15 protein-coding genes are annotated in these 15,176 nt (G+C 35.7%); 7 read left to right on the forward strand and 8 right to left on the reverse strand.

Annotated elements, in window-relative coordinates; all coding sequences use genetic code 11:
* Window positions 1-270: 270 nt before the first annotated feature.
* The 6 genes from BN2628_RS02415 (at window position 271) to BN2628_RS02440 (ending at window position 6,129) form a co-directional block, all read left to right on the forward strand.
* Window positions 271-1,017: a tetratricopeptide repeat protein gene (locus tag BN2628_RS02415; protein WP_044230580.1), complete on the forward strand. Its 747-nt coding sequence runs from the start codon at window positions 271-273 to the stop codon at window positions 1,015-1,017.
* A gap of 69 nt (window positions 1,018-1,086) precedes the next feature.
* The gene (gene prmA / locus BN2628_RS02420) at window positions 1,087-1,929 is read left to right on the forward strand and encodes a 50S ribosomal protein L11 methyltransferase (RefSeq protein ID WP_044230581.1); all 843 of its coding nucleotides are present in this window, start codon (window positions 1,087-1,089) and stop codon (window positions 1,927-1,929) included.
* A gap of 5 nt (window positions 1,930-1,934) precedes the next feature.
* Window positions 1,935-2,993 carry a LacI family DNA-binding transcriptional regulator gene (locus BN2628_RS02425; protein ID WP_044230582.1) on the forward strand — a complete coding sequence of 353 codons (1,059 nt, stop codon included), beginning with the start codon at window positions 1,935-1,937 and terminating at the stop codon, window positions 2,991-2,993.
* Window positions 2,994-3,119: 126 nt separating this feature from the next.
* Window positions 3,120-3,962 carry a 5-dehydro-4-deoxy-D-glucuronate isomerase gene (gene kduI / locus BN2628_RS02430; RefSeq protein WP_044230583.1) on the forward strand — a complete coding sequence of 281 codons (843 nt, stop codon included), beginning with the start codon at window positions 3,120-3,122 and terminating at the stop codon, window positions 3,960-3,962.
* Window positions 3,963-3,999: 37 nt separating this feature from the next.
* The gene (locus BN2628_RS02435; RefSeq protein WP_044230584.1) at window positions 4,000-4,794 is read left to right on the forward strand and encodes a gluconate 5-dehydrogenase; all 795 of its coding nucleotides are present in this window, start codon (window positions 4,000-4,002) and stop codon (window positions 4,792-4,794) included.
* A gap of 87 nt (window positions 4,795-4,881) precedes the next feature.
* Window positions 4,882-6,129 carry a DUF4861 domain-containing protein gene (locus tag BN2628_RS02440; RefSeq protein WP_044230585.1) on the forward strand — a complete coding sequence of 416 codons (1,248 nt, stop codon included), beginning with the start codon at window positions 4,882-4,884 and terminating at the stop codon, window positions 6,127-6,129.
* Window positions 6,130-6,197: 68 nt separating this feature from the next.
* On the opposite strand, the gene BN2628_RS02445 is transcribed toward BN2628_RS02440, so the two are convergent.
* Window positions 6,198-7,550: an NAD(P)/FAD-dependent oxidoreductase gene (locus BN2628_RS02445; protein WP_044230586.1), complete on the reverse strand. Its 1,353-nt coding sequence runs from the start codon at window positions 7,548-7,550 to the stop codon at window positions 6,198-6,200.
* A gap of 269 nt (window positions 7,551-7,819) precedes the next feature.
* Between BN2628_RS02445 and mtgA the strand changes: the two genes are divergently transcribed.
* Window positions 7,820-8,500, forward strand: a complete 681-nt coding sequence (mtgA, locus tag BN2628_RS02450) for a monofunctional biosynthetic peptidoglycan transglycosylase (RefSeq protein ID WP_021930349.1) — start codon at window positions 7,820-7,822, stop codon at window positions 8,498-8,500.
* 17 nt (window positions 8,501-8,517) lie between these two features.
* Here the strand turns inward: mtgA and BN2628_RS02455 are convergent, their stop codons facing one another.
* The 7 genes from BN2628_RS02455 to BN2628_RS02485 are packed head-to-tail and all read right to left on the reverse strand — an operon-like array spanning window position 8,518 to window position 15,168.
* Window positions 8,518-9,021 carry a hydrogenase maturation protease gene (locus BN2628_RS02455; protein WP_044230587.1) on the reverse strand — a complete coding sequence of 168 codons (504 nt, stop codon included), beginning with the start codon at window positions 9,019-9,021 and terminating at the stop codon, window positions 8,518-8,520.
* 21 nt (window positions 9,022-9,042) lie between these two features.
* The gene (gene cybH / locus BN2628_RS02460) at window positions 9,043-9,810 is read right to left on the reverse strand and encodes a Ni/Fe-hydrogenase, b-type cytochrome subunit (protein ID WP_044230603.1); all 768 of its coding nucleotides are present in this window, start codon (window positions 9,808-9,810) and stop codon (window positions 9,043-9,045) included.
* A 12-nt stretch (window positions 9,811-9,822) separates the two neighbouring features.
* Window positions 9,823-11,541 (reverse strand): nickel-dependent hydrogenase large subunit, encoded by a 1,719-nt coding sequence (locus tag BN2628_RS02465; RefSeq protein ID WP_044230588.1) that lies wholly within the window; start codon window positions 11,539-11,541, stop codon window positions 9,823-9,825.
* Between the two features lie 20 nt (window positions 11,542-11,561).
* Window positions 11,562-12,752, reverse strand: a complete 1,191-nt coding sequence (locus tag BN2628_RS02470) for a hydrogenase small subunit (protein WP_044230589.1) — start codon at window positions 12,750-12,752, stop codon at window positions 11,562-11,564.
* A gap of 16 nt (window positions 12,753-12,768) precedes the next feature.
* Window positions 12,769-13,809 carry a hydrogenase expression/formation protein HypE gene (hypE, locus tag BN2628_RS02475; protein ID WP_044230590.1) on the reverse strand — a complete coding sequence of 347 codons (1,041 nt, stop codon included), beginning with the start codon at window positions 13,807-13,809 and terminating at the stop codon, window positions 12,769-12,771.
* A 20-nt stretch (window positions 13,810-13,829) separates the two neighbouring features.
* Window positions 13,830-14,912, reverse strand: coding sequence for a hydrogenase formation protein HypD (gene hypD, locus BN2628_RS02480; RefSeq protein ID WP_044230591.1), 1,083 nt, complete (start codon window positions 14,910-14,912; stop codon window positions 13,830-13,832).
* On the reverse strand, window positions 14,902-15,168 hold the full coding sequence (locus tag BN2628_RS02485; RefSeq protein WP_257606368.1) for a HypC/HybG/HupF family hydrogenase formation chaperone: 267 nt from the start codon (window positions 15,166-15,168) through the stop codon (window positions 14,902-14,904). The genes hypD and BN2628_RS02485 overlap by 11 nt, the downstream gene beginning before the upstream one ends.
* Between the last annotated feature and the right edge of the window lie 8 nt (window positions 15,169-15,176).

The following is a 15,176-nucleotide window of genomic DNA, read 5'->3' on the forward strand; positions in this document are numbered from 1 at the left end:
CAATTATGCTATATGCCATTCAAGGAATACCACATACGGTTTTAGTAAATCCCCGAGGAATTATAATTGCAAAAGACTTAAAAGGGAAAGAACTAATCAGTACTCTTAATAAACTTTTAAAATAGCATTCTGATATATATAAAATTTTAGGGTGATGACTTGTTGCCAGGGTTTGTATTCAATAATTTCTTCTTTTTCGAGCAAAATATTATCTTTGCTGCCTATTATTCAGTTCCGATTTTATAATTGGAGAGAAATAAAAAATATAAAATGAAAAAAATAACATCAATTTTAGTAATATTATTATTTTTATCCATATCTTTAATTCAAGCTGCTAATATTGACTACAAAGCAACAGCATTTAATATGTATATCAATGGTAAAATGCCCCAGTGGGAAATCTTGATTAATAAAATTTCGAAGGATCCAGAGTGGCAGAACCATGATTGTCAACTCGAAACACTGACTTACTATTACGGTCTTGTGGGACATTTGTTGGATAAAAAAAGAAAAGACGATGCGGAAAGAGTATTGGCAAATGCTTTGGCTTTGGCAAACCAAATGTACAAACAAACACCGAATGATGCTTTATTATTAGGACTGATGGCAAACCTTATTGGATACCAAATAGCTCTCTCTCCGATAAAAGCAGCAACATTGGCTAAAGGTATGATGTCCAAGGCAAAAAAATCAATATCTCTGAACCCTGATAATCCTTATGTAAATATCTTGTATTCCAATATCCTTTTCTATATGCCATCTATGTTTGGAGGAGATAAAGACAAGGCATTAGCAGGCTACCAAAAAGCCTTGAAATATATGGAAAGTCATGATGGATATATAAAGAATAATTGGATGTACATACAGTTACTTACAACTATAGGTCTTGTCGAAGAAAAAAATGAAAATTATACTGAAGCCAAAAAGATGTACCAAAAAGTCTTGCAATTACAACCCAATTATGGGCACGTAAAAAATATTGTATATCCCAGATTGATGAAAAAAATGAAAAGTTGAAAATTTTTTTCAAAAATATATGCAGGACAACGGATAATACAAAAATAAGATATAGTAAAACAAGGAAGAATGAATGATTATATTAATGTAAAAGTCCAAATTACACCATATTCCGAAACTGTATCGGATATTTTATCAGCATTACTTGCGGACATAGGATTTGAGAGTTTTGTTCAGACAGCGACAGGATTAGATGCTTATATTCAAACATCCTTATTCAATAAAGAAAAGTTAGAGTCTGTTATCGAAAACTTTCCATTCAATGCAACCATAAGTTATGTAATAGAATCGATCAAAGGGAAAAATTGGAATGAGGAATGGGAAAAGAACTATTTCCAGCCTATTGTTATAGATAATGAATGTGTCATATACAGTACACATCACAAGAATATACCACAAGTAAAATATTCCATTATTATTGATCCCAAAATGGCATTTGGAACAGGTCATCATGAAACAACAAGTCTGATACTTAAAAGTATATTGAAAGGGGATGTTTCAGGGAAAAAAGTATTAGATATGGGATGTGGTACAGCTGTTTTAGCGATTTTAGCGGCAAAACGGGGAGCTGACAAAATAACAGCTATAGATATAGACCCCTTTGCTTACGAAAACGCAGTAGAGAATATTGCATTAAATAATGTTTCAGATATTTCTGTAAAATTAGGTGGAGTAGAATTATTAGGAAACGAAACATATGATATTATATATGCCAATATCAATCGTAATATTTTATTAAATGATATGCACGTCTATGCGCGATGTATGCACCCTGGGTCAGAAATATATTTCAGTGGGTTCTATGTAGATGATATTCCTGTAATTAAAGAAGAAGCAGAGAAATGCGACCTGAAATTTGAAAATTATATAGAGAAAAATAAATGGGTCGCCACAAAATTTACTAAAAGATAAAGAAGATGTCTGGAATACATAAAGTTACTATCAATGATTTGGCTAAAGAATTAAACACTTCAGCCTCTACCGTATCGAGAGCTTTACAAAATCATCCGAGAATTAGTGCAAAAATGAAAGCTGCGGTTTTGGAATTAGCAAAAAAAATGAATTATCATCCAGACCCAGTAGCTCATCATTTACGAACAGGAAAAGGCTTTGTCATTGGAGTAATTGTTCCACGTATCGATCGTCATTTCTTTGCTTCTGTTATCGGTGGTATAGAAAGTATAGCTCATGAAAACGGGTATAGTGTACTTGTATCTCAATCAAACGAACGATATGATGATGAAAAAGCAATTGTTAAAACCATGATGTCAAAAAAAATAGATGGATTAGCCGTTTCTTTGGCATCAGAAACCATTGATTATAAACATTTTGAAACAGCAATTTCTGCCGGTATTCCTGTTGTCTTTTTCGACCGAGTTCCTTTAGAACCTATTAGTAGCATGGTAGAAGTTGATAATTTCCAAGCTTCCTATGATGCTGTACAGCATTTAATATCACAAGGATGCCGTCGTATTGCTCATTTGGCAGGACCTATGACTCTTAGTGTATACCGAAAACGCAAAGAAGGTTATATAAAGGCCCTTGAAGACGCAAAAATACCTGTAGAAGATGAGCTAATTCTTGAAAACAGCATTACATTAGTAACAGGAGAGGAGGCTGGACTCAAAATATTAAATATGAAAAATCGCCCTGATGGAATTTTCTCTGCCGGAGATTATTCTGCAATAGGGGTTATGCATACACTGCGTAACGGTGGATTACGTATTCCTCAAGATATATCTGTCGTTGGCTTTGCCAATGAACCTTTTGATTCGTTTGTTGATCCTCCTTTGACTTCAGTAGACCAAAAAAACCGGGAAATGGGTAAAAATGTAGCAGAACTTTTATTAAAAAAAATGAACCATGAAAGCGAAATGGAGCACAGAGAATGTATTTTATTACAACCGGATTTGGTGAAAAGGGAGTCTTCCTTGAAAATGAGAGATAAGAAAAAAAGTAAAGAAAAAAAATTGTAGAATAATATTTTTTTTATACATTTGTGCAATCGATTACGCAATCACATTTTCACGTACTTACATATATAAAATGTGATATCGATATTATATAAATTGAGTTATTTACATATTTAACAACAGATACTTATGAAAACAAATTATGAACTTCGCTATGCATGTGATCCCCGTGATGCAAAGAGTTATGATACAACAAGATTACGTGGAGATTTTTTGATCGAAAAAATCTTTACCGATAATGAAGTAAACATGGTTTATTCTATGTATGACAGACTTATTGTAGGTGGAGCCAAGCCAGTAGGAGAAACATTAATACTTGAAGCCATAGATCCTTTAAAAGCAACACATTTCCTCTCTCGCAGGGAATTAGGTATATTCAACGTTGGAGGACCTGGTAGAGTAAAAGCCGGAGATGCAATATTTGATTTGAATTATAAAGAAGCATTATATCTTGGAGCAGGCGAAAGGACTGTTACATTTGAAAGCATTGATCCGAAAAATCCTGCTAAATTCTATTTTAACTCTGCACCTGCTCATAAGACATATCCTGATAAAAAAGTGACAAAAGCTGATGCTGTGGTTGCAGAAATGGGCTCATTAGAAGGATCTAATCATAGGAATATCAATAAAATGTTGGTTTCTCAGGTATTGGAAACCTGCCAATTACAGATGGGTATGACCGAATTACAACCAGGTAGTGTATGGAACACGATGCCAGCACATACTCATAGCCGTCGTATGGAAGCGTATTTCTATTTTGAGGTTCCAGAAGGTGAAGCTGTATGCCACTTTATGGGAGAACCTACTGAGACTCGTCATATATGGATGCAAGGAGAACAAGCTGTATTATCTCCTGAATGGTCAATACACTCAGCTGCAGCAACTCGTAATTATACTTTTATATGGGGTATGGGTGGTGAAAATCTAGATTATGGAGATCAAGATTTCTACAAAAATACAGAATTGCGATAAATCGAATTAATTAACAAAACACACTAACTTTATTTTTATGGTAAACTTTTCATTAGAAGGTAAGGTTGCACTTGTAACAGGTGCTTCTTATGGAATTGGTTTTGCTTTGGCTACAGCTTTTGCTCAAGCTGGTGCAAAAATCGTTTTCAATGACATCAAACCTGAATTGGTAGAAAAAGGTCTTGCTGCTTATGAAGCTGAAGGAATTAAGGCTCATGGTTATGTATGTGATGTAACTAAAGAAGACCAGGTTGATGCAATGGTTGCTCAAATCGAAAAAGAAGTTGGAGTTATTGATATTCTTGTAAATAATGCAGGAATTATCAAGCGTATACCTATGCATGAAATGTCTGCTGCAGATTTCCGCCAAGTAATAGATATAGATTTAAATGGTCCTTTTATTGTTTCTAAAGCAGTTATCCCCAGTATGATAAAAAAAGGTCATGGTAAAATTATCAATATATGCTCTATGATGAGTGAACTCGGACGTGAAACTGTTTCAGCTTATGCTGCTGCTAAAGGAGGATTGAAGATGCTTACTCGCAATATTGCCTCTGAATATGGAGAATACAATATTCAATGTAATGGTATAGGTCCGGGTTACATTGCAACACCACAAACAGCTCCTTTAAGAGAAAAACAAGCTGATGGTTCAAGACATCCATTTGATGCATTTATTGTTGCTAAAACTCCTGCTGCACGTTGGGGAACGCCTGAAGATTTGATGGGACCGGCAGTATTCCTTGCCTCTGAAGCATCAGACTTTGTAAACGGTCATATCCTTTATGTGGATGGTGGTATATTAGCATATATCGGGAAACAACCTAAATAATATTCTAAATTTTATATCTAAACCTTACAAGTCTTGTAACTTTTAAGTTACAAGACTATGTAGGGTTTCTTTAATTATATAACAAAAATGAGAAAAATACTTTTTTTAAGCTTATTTTCCATTGTTGGTTTTTCGTGTACTGAAAAAAAAGAGGTACAAATAGCCATTCAAAATGATTCTTCTTTTGACCGGAGCAATGAAATTGTAGAAGTAGCAATGTCCTCTGTTGCAGAAAAATTGCAACTTAATGATACGGCTACATTTATTATAATAGATGCTCAAGGACAGCAAGTACCTTACCAGATTACTTATGATGAAAAAATCATTTTTCCAGCAAATGTTAAAGCCAATACAAAATCAGAATATGTAATAAAACCAGGTACTCCTGAGCAGTTTCTGACAATGACGACAGGAAAACAATATCCTGAACGTGTTGATGATATAGCTTGGGAAAACGATAAAATTGCATTTCGTACATATGGTCCGGCTCTTCAAGCTACCGGAGAGCGTGCTTTTGGATATGATATTTGGGTAAAATCTGTTCCTGAACTTGTTGTAGAAGATAGATATGCAGGAGAATTGAATCCTGAAACCAAAGCAAAAATTGCTGAACTAAAAAAGACTGATCCTAAAGCTGCTGATGAATTATATAAATCAGTTTCTTACCATGTAGATCATGGTAATGGATTGGATTGCTATAAGGTAGGTCCTACATTAGGAGGTGGTACTGCTGCTCTGATGGTCAATGATTCTATTCTTTACCCTTATTGTTATAAATCTTTCGAAATCTTAGATAACGGGCCACTACGTTTCACGGTGAAATTAGAATATAACCCTTTGACCGTAAAAGGAGAGAGTGATATTGTTGAAACTCGTATTATAAGTTTGGATGCTGGTACCCAATTAAATAAGACAACTGTGTCATATAGCAATCTGAAAGAAAATACACCTATTGTTGCAGGTATTGTCCTTCATGAACCAGCAGATGTATGCCGATATGTTGCGTCTGCTGATAAGGGTTATATCGGATATGCAGACCCAACGGATAATGTTGACAATAACAATGGTATAATCTATGTCGGAGCTGTATTTCCACAAGCCTTGAACGATGCGAAACCGGTATTTTACAGTGAAAAAGAAAAAACAAATGAAAGAGGAGGAGCAGATGGACAACTTCTTGCTATCAGCGAGTATACTCCAGGTTCAGATTTCGTATATTATTGGGGAGCAGGATGGAGTAAATACGGATTTGATACTCCAGAATCCTGGTTTTCCTATCTAGAACAAGCTGCTGCGGCAATACAGCAGCCATTAAGTGTTACATTGGTCAAATGATATAAAAAATATCAGGCAGGAAATTTTTCCTGTCTGATATTTTTTTTAACGAATAACACACATAATCTTTATTTATTATCCGGATGTAAAATATCATTGCCTAAGTGTGTCTTTGCTTCTAAAGCTTCTCTTTCTCTAACTTCTTTTGCTTTTTTCGCATATACTATCATTCGTAAAGATTGGTCATAAGTAAGATAGTTCCATATCCAATTCAAAAGAACGACTACTTTATTTCGTACTCCAAGAATCGAGCGTAAATGTACAACTAACCACATAACCCATGCAAACCAACCTTGCATCTTTATTTTGCTGAATTCGGCTACAGCACGATTTCGTCCTACCGTTGCCATTGATCCTAAATTTCGATAGTGAAAGGGTTTTAAGGATTTACTTTTTTCGATGCGTTTTAAATTTTCAGCAAGTAACTTTCCTTGTTGAATCGCAACCTGAGCCAATTGAGGATGTCCATTAGGATAATCTTTATCAGAAGTCTGAATACATTGATCTCCAATTGCAAATACATTATTCATCCCTTCAACGCGATTAAATTCATCAACTTTGATTCTTCTACCGCGTCCCAATAGTGCCGGACTCAAATTACCCACTGGAATAGCAGTAACACCACTAACCCATATAAATGTCCGAGTTGCAATCTCTGAGCCATCTTCAAGAATTACTTTATGATCTTTATAATCGACAACTTTCTTATTCAGTAATATATTTACTCCCATTTCTCTTAAGAATTGTTCGGCTTTTTCTGAAGATTCTGTCGACATACCCGGCAATAAACGAGGTCCGGCTTCTATAAGATATATATGCATCAGACTACTTGGCATATCGGGATAATCATGAGGGAGTACAAACCGTTTCATTTCTGATAAAACTCCTGCAATTTCAACGCCTGTAGCCCCACCTCCAACAATAACAATATTGAGAAGCTCCTGCCGTTCTTTATCTGTAGAGCAGGTTATTGACCTTTCTATATTTGAAAGTAGAGCATTCCGCAATCCCATGGCTTCTGACACAGTTTTCATAGGCATAGCCTCATCTTCTATATGTTCATTTCCAAAGAAATTCGTTGTTGTCCCTGCAGCAAATACCAGATAATCATATTCAGCTTTACCGATAGATGTCTGTATCATATTCATTTCTGGAAAGATAGCTCTGACCTCTGCCATACGAAAATAGAAATCTTTACGTTTTTGAAAAATTTTTCGAAATGGAAATGAAATAGAGCTCGGCTCCATTCCCGACGAAGCTACCTGATATACAAGAGGAGGAAATTGATGATAATTATTCTTGTCTACTAAAACAACCTGAAAATTTGACCTTTTCAATTTATTGGCCAATTTCAGACCCCCAAAACCACCACCGACAATGATAACCCTTTTTTTGTCACTTTTAGGAATATTGAAACTCATATCTTTTTCTTTTTTACCTATACATTGCAAAATTATACCTTTTTATTTGTTTATGGATGCATTGGTCCTTACTTTTATTGAAATATAGAAAATAATATTCCGTTGCACCGCCTTTACGAAATACAAACAACAATATGATTTCGCCATTATATAAACAAGATAAAATGTTTTTAGAAATCAGATTTCAATAATTTTTTAAGTCTTTTATTGGAATAATATCAAAAAACTTTCCTACGTTTGTAAGAAATTATTGAGCAGTAGAAGTAAATATGAAACTCTTAAAGAAAATAATAAAATACACACTTCTATTTTTTTTTATTTCCACCATCTCATCTGTTATACTTCTACGATTTATTCCAGTATATATAACTCCATTGATGCTTATTCGAAGTGTCCAGAATATGAGTAGGGGAGAGTCTCCTGTTTGGCACCATCAATGGGTTCCATTAGATAGAATCTCACATTGGTTGCCCCAAGCTGTCGTTGCTTCAGAAGATAATCTATTTTTAGAACATAAGGGTTTTGATTTTGTCCAAATAGAGAAAGCTTTAGAAGAAAATAAAACTCGTAAAAAGCCCAGAGGTGCCAGTACTATATCACAACAAACAGCTAAAAACGTTTTTTTGTGGCCAAGCCATTCTTTCATACGAAAAGGGCTTGAAGTTTATTTTACATTTCTTATCGAACATATTTGGGGGAAAGAACGAATTATGGAAGTGTATCTCAATTCAATAGAGATGGGTAAAAATATTTATGGAGCAGAAGCTGTTGCCCAAAAACACTTCAATGTTACAGCTAAGAATTTATCTAAATCTCAATGTGCCCTTATTGCAGCAACATTACCTAATCCGATACGATTCAATTCTGCCCAGCCGTCCCCATATATACAAAAACGAAAACGTCAGATTATATCTTTAATGGGAAAAATTGCTCCTGTAAAATTCAATTAGTATCTATTCTAAATTAATTATGGCTTGACTCTATACATGATTTCTCTTCCAAAATTCGATTGTTTACATCGAATTTCATTGATAATATCATAAATCAATTCGATAATATTATTCATACTTTTCTTTACATCCGGGCTAAGTTCCATTCCTATCTCTTGAATGTCTTTAGCTGTCACGACAATAAGTTCTATATCTGGTATATTGTCTTGTAATATCATTGCATCTATCATGTCTTTGAGCCCGATTTCATGTGCACTGAGTAAAAACGGATAATCTATGGAGAAACGGGGCTTTATCCTTCTGACTGTTCCTGGAGGGAGATTATCTAATGTCGCATCTATCATTATAATATGACGATATTGTTGTAATGTTCCTATCAAAAATATCCCTCCGGTCCCTCCATCAAGAATATCCACTCCTTCTGGTAATTGCATCTGCTCAAGTCGATGTATTATATGAATACCTACTCCTTCATCTTTCAGGACTAAATTACCGATTCCTAAAATTAGAATATCTTTCATTTTCTATATTTTATGCCGATTCTATACTTTTATTTTTTTCTCTATTGTTTCTAAGCGTTTTTCATCTAATTTTATTTTTTCCTGTTCTAATTCTTCCTTTTCTGCCTCTTTTACAATGGTTGCATTTATAAATTTCCAACCACCGATGATAGAAGAAGCTATTCCATTTCGTTCTATATAATCGTGATAAAAAACCAAATAGATATGAGCTATGGCAAATAAAATAAATGCCCACATCAGTATATGATGAATATTTCTGACTGGGAAAAAACCTCCCATTTCAAAAAGTAGCCATGTGAAAAATGGTTCAAAAATATTATTAGTAGAAACACAAAACATGGCAAATCCTGTAAATGTCTGTATTGCCATAATAATGAAAAGCCCAAAGTAAGTAAAAGCGGCCAGACTATTATGTCCAATATCATATACGGGTTTTGGAGATAATAAAAGAACATCAATTTTGATTGTCTCAAAAATTCCTCGCCATTGTTTCTTTTTTAAAGGTATATAATTATACCATTTGGCAAATGAATTTCCAGCAAAAAACCAATATATACGGACAGCAAAATTCACAACAAATATAAAAGCTGCAATGAAATGAGCTAAGCGAACCCAACCAAACCAATAGTTCGCTTCAGGTGCAGTACCATGCATAATAGCTGGAGGATCTCCGATAATATATCCGGTAATACATAATACGGTTATCACAAAAGCATTTACCCAATGGAAAATACGCACAGGTAATTGCCATACATATACCTCTCTCAAAGGTGCTTTACGACTAATCATAACTATATGCATTTAAAGTGTATCAAACTGATGTACATGTTTTCCTTCTTCATCATAAAGATGTACAGCACAAGCCATACATGGGTCAAATGAATGTATTGTTCGTATTATTTCCAAAGGAATTTCTGTATTATGAACAGGAGTTCCTAACAAAGAAGCTTCGAATGCCGAACGTTGACCCTTAGTATCTCTTGGTGAAGCATTCCAAGTTGTAGGAACAACCATTTGATAATTCTTTACCTTGCGATTTTCGATGTTCACATAATGGGCCAATGCTCCTCGAGGGGCTTCTGTCAAGCCGTATCCTTGAGCTTTATCGGGCCAAGTTTTAGGCTCCCAATAGATACCGTTAAACATCCTATAATCACCAGATTTTATATTAGAAAGAAGTTCTATATAAGATTCTTCCATCCAATCAGCTATTAAATTTGATTCCATAGCTCGGGCTAAAGTACGTCCAATGGTAGAATACATTGCTTCAAACGGCACATTCAGTTGTTTTAAGCAGCGGTCTGTAATCTCAATATAATCGTCTTTTTTACTGGCATAACCGATAATAAAACGGGCTAAAGGTCCTGTTTCCATGGGCAAGCCTTTGTAACGAGGAGTCTTTATCCAACTATATGGCTTGTTATTATCTAAGTATTCGTAGGGTGGAGTCGGACCTGTATAATCAAGGTTTGTTTCTCCTACAGAAGGATGTAATCCTATGTTTTTACCTTGTGTATATGAATACCATGAATTATTGATATACTCCTGCAGGCCATTCATATCGGTCGGGTCAAAATCATCTATTCTTGACAAGTCTCGGTCAACCACTATGCCTCTTGGACTATGATAAGTATTTAATTCTCCGTAATTACCGGTCGGATAATCTCCGTAAGAGATATAGTTCTTTAAGCCTCCACCAATTTGAGTCCATTCTGGATAATAGGAAGCAATAGCCAATACATCCGGTAGGTATACTTGACGAACAAAATTTTGGGTCTCTTGAATAATCTCTGCAACATAGCTTAAGCGTTCCAGATTGATAGCATTTGGATCATTGATATTTACAGCACAAGCCATACCTCCGACAAGAAAATTCGGGTGTGGATTTTTCCCCCCAAAAATAGTTTGAATTTTTACAATATCTTTTTGTACTTCTAAGGCTTCAAGATAATGAGCAACTCCCAATAAATTTACCTCTGGAGGTAATTTATATGCTGGATGTCCCCAATATCCATTAGAGAAAATACCAAGTTTACTGGATTCGACAAATTTTTTTATCTTCTTTTGCACATCCGAAAAATATCCGACCGAACTCTTAGGCCACGCAGATATGCTTTGGGCGATTTCTGAAGTCTTTTTGGGATTGGCTTTTAATGCTGATACTACATCTATCCAGTCTAAAGCTTGTAATTGATAAAAATGGACGACATGGTCTTGCTCTGTCAATGCTGCTTGCATTAAGTTTCGTACCATTTGGGCATTAGGAGGAATAATAATACCTAACGCATTCTCAACAGCACGTACTGAACATAAAGAATGTATCGAAGTGCATACTCCACATACTCGTCCCACGAAAGCCCATACATCTCTTGGGTCTCGATTCTGCGCAATGATTTCGATGCCTCTCACCATTGTACCTGTACTGAAAGCATCCTTTATCACCCCATTTTCTATATCTGCTTCTATTCTAAGATGACCTTCTATTCTGGTAATCGGGTCTACAACTATTCTTTTGGCCATGATTTATTTATATTTATCAGTTAATCTTTATGGATGTCTTTATTTTTTTCTATATCATCAATCTGAGAATCAATTTTATCTTGTTGCCTTATATTGCTTTTTTCATCTTTATCAAATTCATTCTCGTTTATGCTCAAGTCATCCATCTGATTTTTAATCAATTTCCGTTTCTGAATATTTGTTACTACAGCATGGGCCAGAACTCCTCCCAATGCAACAGCTGTAAGACCGGCTCCTATCTTATCGGCCGTTGCTTCTATACCAATACCATGTACATAAGGAATATGACTATACAAAGGTTCATAATCCCAAAAATTGGGTTCTGAACATCCGATGCATCCATGCCCTGACTGAATAGGATAACTGACACTATTATTCCATTTGATAACTGCGCAAGAATTAAATGTATTCGGGCCTTTGCATCCCATATAATAAAGACAATATCCTTTTTTTGCATTCTCGTCATCAAAAGATTGCACAAACAGTCCTGCATCATAAGCTGGCCTGCGATAACAAGTATCATGTACCCTACGACCATAAAATACAACAGGACGCCCCATATTATCCAGTTCGGGCAATTTGCCAAATGTAAGAATATAAGTAATTACACCAGCCATCACATCTGCGATAGGGGGGCATCCCTGAACATTGATAATGGGTTTTCCTGAATATATTTTATGTACTGGCTCTGTTTTAGTCGGATTTGGATAAGCATGTTGTATGCATCCTGAAGAGGCACAATTTCCCCAGGCAATAATAGCTTCAGCACCATTTGCTCCTTCTTCAAACACAGATTTAGCATCTCTTCCGGCAATTGTACAATATCCGGGGCTTCCCAAAGGAATAGAACCCTCGACAATCATAATATAATGCCCATAGAAATCCTTCATTGCTTGATTTCGTACGGCCTCAGCTTGTTCACCTGCCGCCGCCATCAGCGTATCACTATAATCCAAAGAAATCATTTCAAGCAATATCTGCCCGACTAAAGGATGAGAGGCTCGGAGAAAGGATTCGCTACAGCAAGTACACTCTTGAAAATGATACCATAACACGGGTTTTCTAGGCTTGGTCTGTAATGCATCAACTACTTGTGATATACCTGTAGATTGTAAGCCCAGCATAGCTCCCATTAATCCACAAAATTTAAGAAAATCACGACGAGTGTAGCCTTTCTCCATCAGTTCCTGATAAAAAGTTTTATCTCCCATAACAATTAATATTCAGTTAACAAATACGGGGAAGTTGTTCTCCCGATACCATATCTATAATTCTTTTTCTTCCAAAGCTGGTTTTCATGCTTAGTTCGGCTTTTTCATCTCCGATTACTTGCCCAATAATGGCTGCATTCTTGCCATGAGGGCTATTGCGGATAAGTTGTAAAGCTTCTTCTGCATATTTACCGGGCAAAATGAAAAGCATGATTCCTTCATTGGCGATATAAAGAGGATCCAATCCTAATAATTCACAGGCGGAACAGACCGCTTCACTCACAGGAATTTGCTCTTCTTCCAGTTCAATGGAAACATGTGCAGTAGATGCAATTTCATTCAATGTGCTTGATAATCCACCTCTTGTCGGGTCGCGAATGACATGCACTTCGGGGACACCAGATAATAGATTTTCTACAATATCAACCAAAGAAGCCGTATCACTTTTCACTGTCGTTTCAAATCCTAAGTTATCTCGAGTAGACAAAATACATATTCCGTGTGCCCCTATTTGCCCAGAAACTATTACGACATCTCCAGGCTGTGCGTTTAAGGGAGAAATTTGAGTATCTGGCCTCACAACTCCTATTCCACTGGTATTTATAAATATTTTATCACATTTTCCTCGTTCTACAACTTTAGTATCTCCAGTTACAATAACAACATTTGCTTCTTGGGCAGCCTTTGCCATAGAGCTTATTATTTTTTTTAAAATATCAAAGGGTAATCCTTCTTCAATAATAAACCCTGCAGACAAATAACGGGGTATTGCTCCACAACATAACAAATCATTTACCGTTCCATTAATTGCCAAATCTCCGATATTCCCTCCTGGGAAAAAAAGCGGATCTACAACAAAAGAATCTGTTGTATAGGCTAAACGTCCATCATGAACCGGAAGTATAGCACCATCATGCTGCTGATTTAAAAACGGATTAGCAAATGCAGGAAAAAATAAATCAGACAAAAGTGATTGTGTCAATTTGCCTCCGCCACCATGACCTAAAATTATTCGGTCATATTTCGATTTAGGTAATGAGCATTGGGTATATTTCATTGTAACTATAACTTTTTATTTTAAATTTTATATCGATAAAATGCGGAGCATACTCCTTCGGATGAAACCATTGCTGCACCCAGAGGATGCTCCGGAGTACATCTTTTCCCGAAGTGTATGCATGTATCGGGAAGCATTTTTCCCTTCATAATCTCTCCCGACACACAAAACCGCTCTTTTTTCACATGACCAGTCTTTAGCTGGAAACGTTTGGTGGCGTCATATTGTTCATATTTATCTCGAATACATAAGCCACTTAATGGTAGGGTCCCCAATCCTCTCCATTCTACATTTGTCAAAGAAAAATATTTTCTCATCAACTGGCGAGCCTTGACATTCCCTTCAAAAGTAACAGCTCTTGAATAGGCGTTTTCCACTATGTATTGCTTGTTTTCAAGTAACAATACGCATTTATAAATTCCATACAATAAATCAAAAGGTTCAAAGCCTGTTATTGCTACTGGAACTTTTTGAGATAAAGCTAGATTTCTATATTCCTCTATTCCCGTAATCGAACAAACATGACCAGCAGCTAATATTCCGTCCAATTGACAATCTTTATCCCTCATTAAAGAATATATTGCTGGAGGGACCAAGAAAAGAGATGTTAATAATGAAAAGTTGGTTATTTTCCTTCGATAAGATTCTTCAATTGTCAAGGCATGTATAGGAGCAGTAGTTTCAAATCCAATTGCAAAAAATACAACTTCTTTATTCGGATTATTCTGCGCAATAGTCAATGCATCTAATGGCGAATATACCATTCTTATATCTCCACCTTCTGCTCTTACAGTTAATAAGTCATCTTTGCTTCCCGGTACCCGCATCATATCACCAAAAGAAACTAATATTACATTTTCCCGACGAGCCAAAGATAATGCCATATCAATAATCCCCACAGGAGTAACACATACAGGACATCCAGGACCATGTATCATTCTAATCTTATCAGGTAACAATTCTTCAATTTTATATTTTGCCAGCGCATGAGTTTGTCCACCGCATATTTCCATAATATGCCATGAATGTTTACATACTCGATTAATAGCCATTGAAAGTTGCCTTACTTTGTCTGGATTCCTAAAAACTTTATCATATTTCATTTTTACCCATATTATCCAGATACTCACCGATTTTTTCAAAATCTTGTAAAGTAAGTAAAGCTTCGTTCTCGTCAACTTTAGTTATAGCAACTCCAGCGTGAGCAAGAACATAGTCTCCTGGAGATGCATCAACCCATTGTATACAAATATCTTTTATAACTCCACCAAAATCGACTTTAGCCATCGTTAAACCGTCAGTAGAGGTGTCTTTTTTAATAATCCTTCCGGGTATTGCCAAACACATATCTTTTATCATTAGTATTT

This window comes from Gabonia massiliensis, from assembly GCF_001403595.1.
Taxonomy (GTDB): Bacteria; Bacteroidota; Bacteroidia; order Bacteroidales; family Coprobacteraceae; genus Coprobacter; species Coprobacter secundus.